The following is a 12,555-nucleotide window of genomic DNA, read 5'->3' as shown; positions in this document are numbered from 1 at the left end:
GGTCCATCACGCCTCCGGAAGCTTCGGTGCCGGGATGCCGACCGTCTGGAGTTCGGCGCCCACCGACGTCGGGAAGGCGTCGGCCAGGGTGTCGGCGGTCCAGCCGCCGTCGGCGTAGGCCGCCCTGATCTCCTGCGGATGGGACCAGAGTGCCACCTTGTCGCCGCCGATGCCGATGGCCTGCCCGGTGATGCCCCGGGCGGCCTCGGAGGCGAGGAAGGGGACGAGGGCCGCGCAGTCCTCGGGGGTGCCGAAGCCCTCGCCCTTGCGGAGGAAGTCCGGGAGCGGCTCGCCGTTCCTCATGGCCTCGATGTACGGGGCGAAGGCGGGGATGGTCTCGGTCATCGCGGTGGCCGCGACCGGCACGATCGCGTTGACGGTGATGCCGGCGCGGCCCAGTTCCATGGACCAGGTACGGGCGAAGGCGGCGATCCCGGCCTTGGCGGCGGCGTAGTTCGTCTGCCCGAAGTTGCCGCGCTGCCCGGCCGGGGAGCCGACCAGGATCAGGGAGCCGCCCTCGCCCTGTTCACGCATCCGGACCGCGGCGGCACGGGCGCAGGTGAAGGTGCCCTTGAGGTGGGTGGTGATCACCGCGTCGAAGTCGTCGTCGGTCATCTTCCACAGCACCTTGTCACGCAGGATGCCCGCGTTGGTGACCAGGATGTCGAGCCGTCCGAACTCCTCCACCGCCCGGCCCACCAGCCGCTCGGCGGCCTCGGTGGTGCCGACCGGGACCACCTCGGCGACGGCGGTGCCGCCCGCCTCCGCGATGGACTTCACGGCCTGCTCGGCGACCGCCTCGTCGACGTCGTTGACGACCACGGAGGCGCCGTGGGCGGCGAGGGCGTGCGCGTAGGCGAGGCCGAGGCCCCGGCCGCTGCCGGTGACGACGGCGACCTTGCCGGAGAGATCGATGCTGGACACGAGCGGGTCCCTTCACACGGGTTCACATGGGGTGCGGCTACGAGATCGAAGCTAAGAGCAATAATTGGTGACGTCAATAGTTGTTGGAGACCTTCGGGTGCGTCATGCTGGAATCTCCCTGACACACCGAGCACGAGGAGCCCGCCATCACACGCCAGCACGTCACCCCGAAGACCATCGACTCGGAGGAGCCGTGGATGCGCGGGCTGCACGCGGACACCGGTTATCTGCTGTACCGCCTGGGCCTGCGCTCGGGTCAGTTGTTCAACACGTTCCTCCAGGAGTCGGGGCTGCGACTGCGCCACTACGCGGTGCTGCGCTATCTCGCCGGGTCCGCGGGCGCCCTCCAGCGGGAGCTGAGCACCCGGCTCGGCTACGACCCCAGCGCGATCGTCGGCCTGGTCGACGACCTGGAGAAACTGGGCCTGACCGAGCGCCGCCCCTCCCCCGACGACCGCCGCAGCAAGATCGTCGTGCTCACCGAGGACGGCCGCGGCTTCCTGCGCGGCACCGACGAGGCCGGCCGACGGGTGACCAACGACCTGCTCGCCCCGCTCGACCCCGCCGAGCGCGAGACGCTCCAGGCCCTCCTGCTGAGAGTCGCCGACCAGCCATGACACTGCGTTCCGCGCCGGACCGGCTGCTGTCCGTGCTCGCCGCCTTCGACCACGACCACCCGGCGCTGTCCCTGACCGACATCAGCCGGCGCGCGGGGCTGACCCTGACCACCACCCACCGGCTGGTGGGCGCGCTGACCGACTGGGGCGCTCTGGAGCGGGACGACGCCGGCGTCTACCACGTCGGGCTGCGGCTGTGGGAGGTCGCCGCGCTCGCGCCGCGCGGGGTCGCGCTCAGGCAGCTCGCACTGCCGTATCTGGAGGACCTGTACGAGGCCACGCACGAGAACGTGCAGTTGGCGGTGCGGGACGGCTCGGACGTCGTCTACATCGAGTGGATCGCCGGGCGTTCGTCGGTCGGCGTGCACATCAGGGTGGGGGCGCGCTGGCCGCTGCACGCCACCGGGGTCGGCCTGGTGCTGCTGGCGCACTGCGAGCCGTGGGAGCAGGAGGAGTACTGCGCGACCCCGCTCGCCGTCTTCACGCCGTACACGATCGCCGAACCAGCGAGACTGCGCCGGGTGCTCGCCGAGGTCCGGCGCACCGGCGTCGCGGTGAGCAGTCGTCAGGTCACCGACGACGCCCTCTCCGTGGCCGCCCCAGTGTGCGGACCCGACGGGACGGTGGTCGCTGCCGTGTCGGTCGTGGTGCCCCAGGCCGACGCCCAGGTGCCGGCGTTGATCCCCGCGGTACGGCTCGCGGCACTCGGGATCTCGCGGGCACTGGGCTGGCAGCCCACGGTCCCGCCCCGTTCGGGTGCCGGATATCCCTCTCACCGGTGAGGTCCCGGCCGCGTCGGCGTCGTGATACTGGAACGGCCCCGGCCCCGAGGAGCCGCTCATGTCCGCAGCCCGGTCCTGGTACGCCCCCGTCGTGACCCGTCTGAGGACGACGAACCCGTACGTCGTCGACAGCGCGCTCGCCGTGCTGGTGCTGTTCGCCGTGTCCCTGCAGTGGATGTTCCCGGACGAGGGGGACGACCGCCTGAGCCTGGTGGGCTGGCTGCTGGGGGCCGCCACCGCCGTCCCCCTCGTCCGGCGGCGCCGCTCCCCCTACACGTGCGCCCTGGCGGTCTCGGCGGCCACCACCGCGATGGCCTACTACCACGCGCCACCGCCCGACGTGCTCTACGGCGGCTTCGTCGTCCTTTACACGATGGCCGCCCAGGGCCTGGCCTGGCAGCGCCGCACGATGCTGGCGAGCTGGCTGCTCGGGGCCGTGCTGACCATGCAGCACAAGGAGCACTCCGAGCCCTTCGAGTACGCCTTCCACCTCACCGGCATGATCTGCGCCTACGGCCTCGGCGTACTGGCCCGCGTCCAGCGCGCGTACACCGCCGCCGTCGAGGACCGGGCCGGGCGGCTGGAGCGGGAACGGGCCGCGGAGACCGCGCGGGCCATCGCCCAGGAACGGTCCCGGATCGCCCGGGACATGCACGACATCCTCGCGCACGCGGTGAGCCTGATGGTCGTCCAGGCGGAGGCGGGTCCGGTCGTGGTGCGCAGCGATCCGGACCGCGCCGAGGCGGCGTTCGACGCGATCGCGGCCAGCGGACGCGACGCGATGGCCCAACTGCGGCGGATCCTGGGGGTGTTGAAGGAGGAGGAGCGCCGTGGCGGTGCCGTCAGGCTGCCCCAGCCGGACCTCGCCGGACTGCCCGGCCTGGTCCGGCAGGTCTCCGACTCGACGGGGCTGCACGTCGGGTTGAGCGTACGCGGCCGACCGCGCCCCCTCCCCCCGGACACCGAGGTCGCCGCCTACCGCGCGGTGCAGGAAGCCCTGACCAACACGGTGAAGCACGCGTACGCTGCCTCCGCACAGGTGGAACTCGACTGGGCGGAGGACGAGTTGACCCTCACGGTGACCGACGACGGCAGAGGGCCGGGCCGCTCGGACGGCGGGCACGGACTGATCGGCCTCAGGGAACGCGCGGCCGCCTGCGGAGGCAGCGCGGAGACCGGGACGGGTCCGGAGGGGGGCTTCCGGGTCGTCGTACGACTCCCCGCCGGCGCGGACCGGGAAGCGGCCCTCGGGTGAGCATCCGGGTGGTCGTCGCCGACGACCAGGAACTGGTCCGCAGCGGCTTCAGCATGATCCTGGAGGCGCAGCAGGACATCGAGGTGGTCGCCGAGGCCGGGGACGGCGCCGAGGCGGTCGACGCGGTGCGCCGGCACACCCCCGGCGTGCTGCTCCTCGACATCCGGATGCCGGTCATGGACGGCCTGGAGGCGGCCCGGCGGGTGTGCGCGCAGTCGAGCTGCAAGGTGGTCATGCTGACCACGTTCGACCTCGACGAGTACGTGTACGACGCGCTCTACGCGGGGGCCAGCGGCTTCCTCCTCAAGGACGTGCGCCGGGACGACCTCGTGCACGCGGTCCGGGTGGTCGCGGGCGGCGACTCCTTGCTCGCGCCGACCATTACCCGCCGCCTGGTCGCGGACATCGTGCGCCGCCGCCACGAGGAGGCCGCCACCGGGGCCACCCCCGACCGCCTGGACGTCCTGACGGCCCGCGAGGTGGAGACCCTGCGGATGCTGGCGCGGGGCCTGTCCAACGCGGAGATCGCCACGACGCTGTTCGTGAGCGAGCACACGGTGAAGACCCATGTCAGCAACGTCCTGGGCAAGCTGGGCCTGCGGGACCGGGTCCAGGCGGTGATCTGCGCGTACGAGACGGGTCTGGTGGCGCCGGGTTCTCCCTAGTGCCTGTCCGGCGGATCAGGCCGACTTCAAGCGACGGTGCCTGATCAGTGCAGGTGAGCGGGGTCATGGGGGGAGTCCCCCCGCTCGAGCGAAGCCGAGAGGTCGGGGACAGTGACGACAACGCGGCAGATGTGCGTGCCAGACCCCGCGACGTCGGCATGATCCGCCGGGCAGGGCCTAGTCCCCGAGTTCGGTGAAGAGGGTCAGCTGAAGCGAACCGGGCGCCTCCAGGCGGGAGTTCAGGGAGTTCCACGGCGTACGAGTCGGTTCGGCGACCACCTCCGCCCCGGCCTCCGCCAGCCTGGCCGTCGTCAGAGCCGAGTCGTCCACCTCGAACGCCACCCGGATGTGCCCCGCGACCCGCCGCCCCACCTCGACCTCGTCGATGAACGCCGCATGGTTCGGGTCGGTCAGCTCCAGCGTCGCCCGCCCCGCCTCCAGAATGGTGACCCGCCCGTCGGGCGAGGAGAACGCGGCCCGTTCGGACAGCCCGAGGACGTCCCGGTAGAAGCGCAGCGCCTCGTCGTAGTCCTCCGCCGTGACGACGAGCCGGAGTTCACGGACGGTGGGTGGTACCTCGGACATACGGCCTCCTCGATGGTGTCTGCTCGGTCAACCCCGCGATCGGTACCGGGGATTCCTCCCTCCGAGGAGTGAGGAAGCACCCCGTCTCACCCGTACGGCGGAGGCCCGGAAACCGCCCGCCCCGGCGATCCGGTGACCACGCCCGCGGCCCGAGCCTGGGGCGGTATCACTCCTCAACTCGCCGGGAGGCGACCGTGCTCTCCACCCTCGCCCGGGCAGCGACCCGCCGCCCGCTGACCGTCATCGGCCTCTGGGCCGCCTTCCTGCTGCTGGGCTTCGGCCTCGGGACGGGCGTCTTCGCCGACCTCTCCGACGACGTGCCCGACGTGCCCGGCACCGAGTCCGACCTGGCCGACGACTATCTCTCCGGTGTGGACCCGACCGGCGAGTCCGTCACCGCGGTCGTCGCGGGCGCGCCGGTATCCGACGCCGCCCTGCGCGCCCAGGTCGGGCGGGCCGTCACCGAGGTCCGGAGGATCGCCGGGGTGGCCGCAGTACCGGATCCGTACACCACGCCCGGTCTCACCGCCCGGGACGGGCAGGCCCTCGTCGTCCCCGTCACCTTCGAGGGCGGCCTGAGCGACGAGGCCGAGGAGGAGGCGACGGACTCGGCCGTCGAGACCATCAAGCGGATCGACGCGCCCGACGTCCACGTCAGCGGCGGCGAACTGCTCGGGCGACAGCTCGGCGAGCGCGCCCAACAGGACGTGAAGAACGCCGAGTTGATCTCCCTGCCGATCGTCCTCGCCCTGCTGCTCGTCGTGTTCGGCGGACTGCGCGCCGCCGCGCTGCCGCTGGTGATCGCGGTGAGCGGCATCGCGGGTGCCTTCCTGGGGCTGTTCGCCTTCAGCCAGGTCACCGACATCTCGGTGTACGCGATCCAGGTCACCACCATGCTGGGCCTCGGACTCGCCGTCGACTACGCCCTGTTGATGCTGGTCCGCTTCCGCGAGGAGCGACGGCGCACCGAGGATGTCATCGAGGCCGTGCACCGCACGGTCGACGCGGCCGGCCGGACCGTGCTGTTCTCCGGGCTCACCGTGGCCGTCAGCCTGACCGGCCTGCTGGTCTTCCCGAGCGTGTTCCTGCGCAGCATGGGCCTGGCCGTCGCCGCCGTCGTGGTGGTCGACATGCTGGCCGCGGTCACGCTGCTGCCCGCGCTGCTCGCGAGGTTCGGGGGCAGGATCCGGCCCTCGAAGGCACGCTCCCAGGACGACGAGGGCCGATTCTTCGCCCGCCTCGCCCGCTTCGCGCAACGCCGCCGGATCGCCGTCCTTGTCACCGTCGTCCCGGCCCTGCTGCTCCTCGCCCTGCCCGTGACCGGCATGCGGATCGCCATCGGCGACGCCCGGCAACTGCCGGCCGGCACCGAGGCGCGGCAGTTGTACGACACCGTCGACGCGCACTTCCCGAAGGGCACCGGCGTCTCCCCCGTGATCGTCGTCCTGAAGCCCGGCACCGACACCGCGACCGCCGACCGCATCCGCGCCCTGGTCCCGAACTCCGAGTCCCGCGCACTGCCGGGCGGCAACACCGTCGTGGAGTTGCAGCCGCCCGGCAGCGTGGACGGCAAGGCGGCCACCGGCCTCGTCGAGCGGGTACGGGACGTGCGCGACGACGAGCCCGCCGAGGTGACCGGGGTCGCGGCCCGGCTGGTCGACTTCCGCGCGATGCTCGCCGACCGGGCGCACTGGGCGGCCCTGACCGTCCTGGTCGGCATCTTCGTCCTGCTGTTCGCCTTCACCGGCTCGGTGCTGATCCCGCTGCGCACGATCGCGACCACCCTGCTCAGTCTGGGCGCGGCGCTCGGCGTGGTGGTGTGGGTCTTCCAGGACGGCCACGGGGCCGGGCTGCTCGGCGGCGAGGGGCTGGGCGCGCTGAGCCTGACCGCGCCGCCGCTGATCGTGTCGATCGCGTTCGGGCTCGCCATGGACTACGAGCTGTTCATCCTGGCCCGGATGCGGGAGACCCGGCAGCGCACCGGGGACGACCAGGAGGCCGTGGTGACCGGGCTGCGCCGCTCCGGGCGGGTCGTCACCTGCGCCGCCCTGCTCCTCGCGGTCGTGTTCGGCGCCTTCATGACCGGCGGCTTCTCCCCCATCCTCCAGATCGGCCTCGGCCTGACCCTGGCGGTGCTCATCGACGCGACGGTCGTACGGATGCTGCTGGTCCCGGCGACCATGGCGCTGCTCGGCCGGAGCGCCTGGTGGGCGCCCCGGCCGCTGCGCAGGGTGCACGACCGGTTCGGGCTGCGGGAGGGGGCTGCGGCCGAGCCGTCGGTGACGACGAAGGTCTGACGGCCCCGGCCGTCGGCGCCCGGGCGCGCGGTGAGCGCCCGGGCACACACACGCTCAACGTCTCTCACCGGAATCTCAGGGCAGTCGTCCCCCGTTTCAACGGATCGGCCAAGGTACGAGGCGCTCGATGCACCCGCAAAGGTGGAAATCTCAGAAAGATCTGCCGTGGGCGTGTCACACATATCGAACCGGCCCGAGCCACAGCGGGAGAGGTGGTCCCGGCGCGGGATGCTCGCCGCTGTCGTCCTGACAACCGCTAAGGCAGACTTCTCCTGCCCGTCCAGGTCACGGTCACCGACGGCACGCTGGCCTCCGTGAAGGTGACCGGCAACGACCGCTCCACACTGGCGGGGCCCTCGACGACGCCAGGACCACGTGGACTTCGACGAGGAACCGTACTCGGGCACCAAGTACACGGTCACGGCGAGAGCGGAGGGCGGCACCGCGCAGGCCGCGACCTTCACCACCAGGTCCCCCGGGGACACGTTCGTGGGCTACTTCACCGTTCCTGACTTGGCGCTAAAGACTGAGCAGGAGTGAGTCCTGTCGCCAGGACTCCTGCTCAGCCGGGTGCCCCGAACGGTGTTGGGCATCCTGGTCGCCCGCTTTCGCTCCACTACCGGGCGGCGCGCATCGTGTGCGTGGTCCGGGAAGGTGGGGGCGGGGTTCCTCACGCCGACAGGTCTCCGGTCGGGCCTGGACGGTCCGATGCCCACCACGATCACTCTGGTCGGGGTGGGGCGGTGCCGTCCGTCGCCGGATCGGGTGACCGAGGGCGCGTCGCCCGATCGCGATGCTTGCCGCATCGTGCCGGGACATCTTGCGCTGTGAGGTGGTCAGGGGTTTCTGCCAATGCTGGGCACCCCAGCGGGAGGTGTACGCCGGATCGACCGCAACGATCGCGATGTCCTGTTCGGCGGCCATCGAGACGAGGCGCGCTTTGAGTTTGGCGGTGGGTAAGCGGGAGATGAGGCGGCGGAAGCGTTTGTTGCGTCCGTGCTTTTCGCGGCTGGTGCCGTCGGTGAAGTCGAGGTCCTCGATGGCGATCGCGGCGGCCACGCAGCGGCGGGCGTGGTGCAGCAGCCGGGTCAGTGCGTGCCGGATCTGCGCGTCCCGATGCTGGGTGCTGCCGGTGAGGTCGTAGAAGAACCGTTGTGGTTCGCCGACCGGGTTGCCATGCACGTCCAACTGCCAGGCGGCGAGGTGGTCGTCGTTCATGTCCACCCCCACCACTCCGCGCGCCAGCGCGGCCTGAAGTGGTACGACGGGTGCGGAAGCGCGCTGCCAGGAGGCGGTGACATACCAACGCCCGCGTGCCGTGTCGTGGTGGATGCGGTAGGCGACCGCCCGGTTCGCGGCGACGCGGTCACGCCACTCCGCGCCGCGGTGCTGGAACCGTACGGTGAGATCGTGGGCCACTGGTTCAGCGACACCCGGCTCGACTTCCGGCCCGAGACCTACTGGGCGGCCGGCACGAAGATCACGCTGGGCCTGCGGCTCAGGGACGTCCAGGGATCCGCCGGCGTCTACGGCGTGCAGTCCAAGGACGTCACCTTCCACATCGGCCGCGAGCAGATCAGCACGGTCGACCTGTCCACCAAGGAAATGGTGGTCAAGCGGGACGGCCGGACGGTCGCCACCTACCCCGTCTCCGGCGGCGACTCCGACCACACCACGTGGTCCGGGATCATGGTGATCAGCGAGCGGTTCAAGCAGACCCGCATGGAGCCCTCGACGGTCGGCCTCGGCGACGAGTACGACATCTCCGACGTCCCGCACGCCCAGCGCCTGACCACCTCCGGCACCTTCGTGCACGGCAACTACTGGGCGTCCACCTCGGTCTTCGGCAGCCGGAACACCAGTCACGGCTGCGTCGGCCTGCACGACGCCAAGGGCGCGAACGACAGCTCCGTGGACGGCTACAAGTTCTACGAGAGCTCCCTGCTCGGCGATGTCGTGATCGTGAAGAACTCCGGCGAGAAGACCGTGGAACGGCCTCAACGGCTGGAACCTGTCGTGGTCGGACTGGAAGGCGGGCAGCACGGTCTGAACGGCGTCAGAGCAACCTGGCGAGGGCTTCGGCGGAGGGGCTCGAGGGCACCGCCTGGTAAACGATGATCACCTGCTGCTCCGCGCCTCCGACGGTGAGCGCCTGCCGCCTCAGGGCGAGCTCCCCGACGTGCGGGTGCGCGAACCGTTTGAGCTCGTCTCGGGAGGGCCGCGCGTCGTACCGCGCCCACAGGCCGCGGAAGTCCTCGTCGCTCTCCAGCTCGGCCACGAGCCGCGCGGTCCCGGGGTCGCGCGGGTCGGCCTCGGCGCGCAGGGCCGCGACGGTCTGCGCGGCGATCTCCGGCCAGTCGGGGAACAGTCGGCGGGCTGCGGGATCGAGGAACACCTCCCGGACCAGGTTGTGCCCGGGCTCGTACATCGGCGCGAGCGCGCGGGCCCACTTGTTGGCGGCCAGCACCTCGAACCGCCGGTTGCGCACATACGCCGGTGTGCCCGTCCACGCGTCGAGCAACTGGTGCAGGTCCGGGGCGACTTCGGTCTCCGCGGGCGGTACGGGATCCGGGGCGGCGAGCGCGAACAGATGCGCGCGGGTGTCGGCGTCCAGTTCCAGGGCCCGCGCGAGTGCCCGCAGCACCTGCGGCGAAGGATGCTGGTCCACGCCCTGTTCCAGCCGGGTCAGATACGGCTCGCTGATGCCGGCCAGCCGGGCCAGCTCGTCCCGGCGCAGTCCCGCGACCCGGCGTCTTCCGTGCGCGGGCAAGCCCGCGCGCGAGGGCGGGACCCGTCCCCGCCGGGCCTTGAGGAACTCTCCGAGCGCGTTGTCGGCCGCCATGGCCGAAGGGTAACCCTGCGGGGGTGCTGGCTGCCGTCCGGTGGGAGGCGCAGGGTCGAGGGCATGAAGAAGACCTGGTTCATCACCGGCGCGTCCCGTGGCTTCGGCCGGATCTGGGCGGAGGCCGCGCTTTCCCGAGGCGACCGCGTGGCCGCCACCGCCCGCCGCCCCGAGTTGCTCAAGCCACTCGTCGACACCTACGGGGACAGCGTCCTGCCCCTCGCCCTCGACGTCACCGACCGGGCGGCCGCCTTCGCCGCCGTCCGACGGGCCGCCGACACCTTCGGCCGCCTCGACGTGGTCGTCAACAACGCGGGCTACGGCCTGTTCGGCATGGTCGAGGAGACCACCGAGGAACAGGCCCGCGCCCAGCTGGAGACGAACACGCTCGGTCCGCTGTGGGTGACACAGGCGGCCCTGCCCCTCCTGCGCGCCCAGCGCGGCGGCCACATCCTGCAGGTGTCCAGCCTCGGCGGCCTGGCCGCCTTTCCCTCCCTGGGTCTCTACAACGCCTCCAAGTGGGCGCTGGAGGGCATGAGCGAGGCGCTCGCCCAGGAGGTCGGTCCGCTCGGCGTCCGCGTCACGATCGTCGAACCCGGCCCCTACGGCACCGACTGGTCCGGCTCCTCCGCGGTGCACGCCGAGCCGCTCGCCGCCTACGAGCCGATCCGCGAGGCCCGCCGGGCCGGTGCCGGCGCCCGGGCGCCCCAGGATCCGCAGGCCACCGCCGAGGTCGTCCTCGAACTGGTCGACACGGACGAGCCGCCCCTGCGCCTGTTCCTGGGCACGTATCCCTATCCGGTCGTGGAAGCCGCCTACCGCAGGCGACTGGACACCTGGAACGCCTGGCGGCCACTCGCCGCCCGGGCCTGACGCGGACGTGCGAGCCGGCGCCTCGGCAGCGACCGAGGCGCACGGCGCCGATCCGCACCCTTCACTGGGTGAACTCACCTGCACCGCAGCGACTTTCACTGTTTCACCTCTTGACGACCGGAGTGGCCGAGAGCACATTGGGCGCACTTTGAGAGCGCTCTCAGAACGCGCTCGAAGGGCATCCCCGCACTCGCACCCCCACTCCGTACTCGAGAGGCAGCACCCCCATGAGTGAAACCTCCGGCATACCCAGACGGCGTCGAGCCCTCGTCGCCGTGCTGAGCACCCTCGGTCTGGCAGCCGCCCTCGCGACGGCCGCGACCCTCCCCGCCGACGCCTCCGCCCCCACGCCTCCCACGGGCTGGTCGCAGGTCTTCCTGGACGACTTCAACGGCTCGGCCGGGACCGGCGTCAACACCTCCAACTGGCAGTACGCGACCGGCACTTCCTATCCGGGCGGCCCCGCGCACTGGGGAACCGGCGAGGTCGAGACGATGACCAACAGCACCAGCAACGTGGCGCTGGACGGCAACGGCAACCTGCGCATCACGCCCCTTCGCGACGCGGCCGGCAACTGGACCTCGGGCCGCATCGAGACCAACCGCACCGACTTCCAGCCCCCGTCCGGCGGCAAGCTGCGCGTCGAGGCGCGCATCCAGATGCCCAACGTCACCGGCACCGCGGCCGAGGGCTACTGGCCGGCGTTCTGGGCACTGGGCGCGCCCTACCGCGGCAACTACCAGAACTGGCCGAGCGTCGGTGAGCTGGACATCATGGAGAACGTCCAGGGCATGAACCGCGTGTGGGCCACGATGCACTGCGGCACCAACCCGGGCGGCCCGTGCAACGAGACGACGGGCATCGGCAACAACGTCGCCTGTCCAGGCTCGACCTGCCAGTCGGCGTTCCACACCTACACCATGGAGTGGGACCGCTCGGTGAGCCCCGAGACGATCCGCTTCTTCGTGGACGGCACCCAGTTCCACTCCGTCAACGCGAGCCAGATGGACGCGACGACCTGGGCCAACGCCACGGGCCACGGTTTCTTCCTCATCCTCAACGTGGCGATGGGCGGCGCCTTCCCGGACGCGTTCGGCGGCGGCCTCGACTCCGGTACCCGGTCCGGCGTGCCCATGACCGTCGACTACGTCCAGGTGCTGTCGGCGAGTGGGAGCGGTACCACGCCTCCGCCTTCGGGTGGCGTCGACGCCTACGGCACCATCCAGGCAGAGTCGTACACCAGCCAGAGCGGTGTGAACGCCGAGGCCACGACGGACACCGGTGGCGGCCAGGACATCGGCTCCCTCGCGAACGGTGACTGGGCGCTCTACCAGAACGTCAACTTCGGCTCCACGGCTGCGACTCAGTTCGTCGCGCGCGTGGCGAGCGGTGCGGCGGGCGGCGTCAGCGGTCTGGTCGAGGTGCGCCTGGACAGCCGTACCGCCACTCCGGTCGCCAGCTTCTCGATCGCCGACACGGGCGGCTGGCAGTCCTGGAGAACGGTCCCGGCGAACATGAGCGCCGTCACCGGCACCCACAACGTCTATCTGACCTTCACCAGCGGCCAGCCGGCCGACTTCGTGAACGTGAACTGGTTCACCTTCGGTCACTGACCGATCCGTCGGCACCCACCGGAGCCGCCCCGCGAGGCCTGTGCGGTCTCGCGGGGCGGCGTTCTGTCACCCGGACAGGCGGGGGCGAGCACCGGCACCAGG

At 71.5% G+C, this 12,555-nt stretch carries 11 protein-coding genes and 2 pseudogenes; 9 read left to right on the top strand and 4 right to left on the bottom strand.

Going from position 1 to position 12,555, the window contains the following annotated elements; all coding sequences use genetic code 11:
- Window positions 1-6: 6 nt before the first annotated feature.
- Window positions 7-924, bottom strand: a complete 918-nt coding sequence (locus QF027_RS39770) for an SDR family NAD(P)-dependent oxidoreductase (protein ID WP_307080217.1) — start codon at window positions 922-924, stop codon at window positions 7-9.
- Between the two features lie 197 nt (window positions 925-1,121).
- Here QF027_RS39770 and QF027_RS39765 point away from each other — a divergent pair, with 197 nt between their 5' ends.
- Genes QF027_RS39765 through QF027_RS39750 form a run of 4 tightly spaced genes read left to right on the top strand, consistent with a single transcriptional unit; the run spans window position 1,122 to window position 4,243 of the window.
- Window positions 1,122-1,541: a MarR family winged helix-turn-helix transcriptional regulator gene (locus QF027_RS39765; protein ID WP_307080215.1), complete on the top strand. Its 420-nt coding sequence runs from the start codon at window positions 1,122-1,124 to the stop codon at window positions 1,539-1,541.
- A complete protein-coding gene (locus QF027_RS39760) occupies window positions 1,538-2,323 on the top strand; it encodes an IclR family transcriptional regulator (RefSeq protein WP_307080212.1) in 786 nt (261 codons plus the stop codon). The genes QF027_RS39765 and QF027_RS39760 overlap by 4 nt, the downstream gene beginning before the upstream one ends.
- A 58-nt stretch (window positions 2,324-2,381) precedes the next feature.
- Entirely contained in the window at window positions 2,382-3,578 is a 1,197-nt protein-coding gene (locus QF027_RS39755) for a sensor histidine kinase (protein WP_307080210.1), read from the top strand.
- Window positions 3,575-4,243 carry a response regulator gene (locus QF027_RS39750; protein ID WP_307080208.1) on the top strand — a complete coding sequence of 223 codons (669 nt, stop codon included), beginning with the start codon at window positions 3,575-3,577 and terminating at the stop codon, window positions 4,241-4,243. Before QF027_RS39755 ends, QF027_RS39750 begins: the two co-directional genes overlap by 4 nt.
- 177 nt (window positions 4,244-4,420) lie before the next feature.
- Here QF027_RS39750 and QF027_RS39745 read toward each other — a convergent pair whose 3' ends face one another.
- Window positions 4,421-4,828: a VOC family protein gene (locus QF027_RS39745; RefSeq protein ID WP_306973986.1), complete on the bottom strand. Its 408-nt coding sequence runs from the start codon at window positions 4,826-4,828 to the stop codon at window positions 4,421-4,423.
- Between the two features lie 194 nt (window positions 4,829-5,022).
- Here QF027_RS39745 and QF027_RS39740 point away from each other — a divergent pair, with 194 nt between their 5' ends.
- Both QF027_RS39740 and QF027_RS49810 read left to right on the top strand, forming a co-directional pair.
- Window positions 5,023-7,125 carry an MMPL family transporter gene (locus QF027_RS39740; protein WP_307080206.1) on the top strand — a complete coding sequence of 701 codons (2,103 nt, stop codon included), beginning with the start codon at window positions 5,023-5,025 and terminating at the stop codon, window positions 7,123-7,125.
- A 375-nt stretch (window positions 7,126-7,500) separates the two neighbouring features.
- Window positions 7,501-7,665, top strand: coding sequence for a hypothetical protein (locus QF027_RS49810; RefSeq protein WP_373432016.1), 165 nt, complete (start codon window positions 7,501-7,503; stop codon window positions 7,663-7,665).
- On the opposite strand, the pseudogene QF027_RS39730 reads toward QF027_RS49810, so the two are convergent.
- Window positions 7,645-8,535, bottom strand: a pseudogene (locus QF027_RS39730) (IS200/IS605 family accessory protein TnpB-related protein); the annotation flags it as partial. The gene QF027_RS49810 and the pseudogene QF027_RS39730 sit on opposite strands and share 21 nt — an antisense overlap.
- Between QF027_RS39730 and QF027_RS39725 the strand changes: the two are divergent.
- A pseudogene (locus tag QF027_RS39725) lies at window positions 8,518-9,175 on the top strand (L,D-transpeptidase family protein); the annotation flags it as partial. The pseudogenes QF027_RS39730 and QF027_RS39725 overlap by 18 nt on opposite strands.
- Window positions 9,176-9,181: 6 nt before the next feature.
- Here QF027_RS39725 and QF027_RS39720 read toward each other — a convergent pair.
- Window positions 9,182-9,967, bottom strand: coding sequence for a helix-turn-helix domain-containing protein (locus QF027_RS39720; protein WP_307080204.1), 786 nt, complete (start codon window positions 9,965-9,967; stop codon window positions 9,182-9,184).
- Between the two features lie 63 nt (window positions 9,968-10,030).
- Here QF027_RS39720 and QF027_RS39715 point away from each other — a divergent pair, with 63 nt between their 5' ends.
- Together QF027_RS39715 and QF027_RS39710 are read left to right on the top strand one after the other, a co-directional pair.
- Window positions 10,031-10,840: an SDR family NAD(P)-dependent oxidoreductase gene (locus QF027_RS39715; RefSeq protein WP_307080202.1), complete on the top strand. Its 810-nt coding sequence runs from the start codon at window positions 10,031-10,033 to the stop codon at window positions 10,838-10,840.
- A 227-nt stretch (window positions 10,841-11,067) separates the two neighbouring features.
- Entirely contained in the window at window positions 11,068-12,453 is a 1,386-nt protein-coding gene (locus QF027_RS39710; protein ID WP_306973995.1) for a glycoside hydrolase family 16 protein, read from the top strand.
- Window positions 12,454-12,555 lie beyond the last annotated feature (102 nt).

The sequence above is a fragment of the Streptomyces canus genome (assembly GCF_030816965.1).
Classification (GTDB): Bacteria; Actinomycetota; Actinomycetes; order Streptomycetales; family Streptomycetaceae; genus Streptomyces; species Streptomyces canus_E.
Note: the sequence above shows the minus strand (reverse complement) of the source record. Positions and strands in the feature narration are given on the sequence as shown.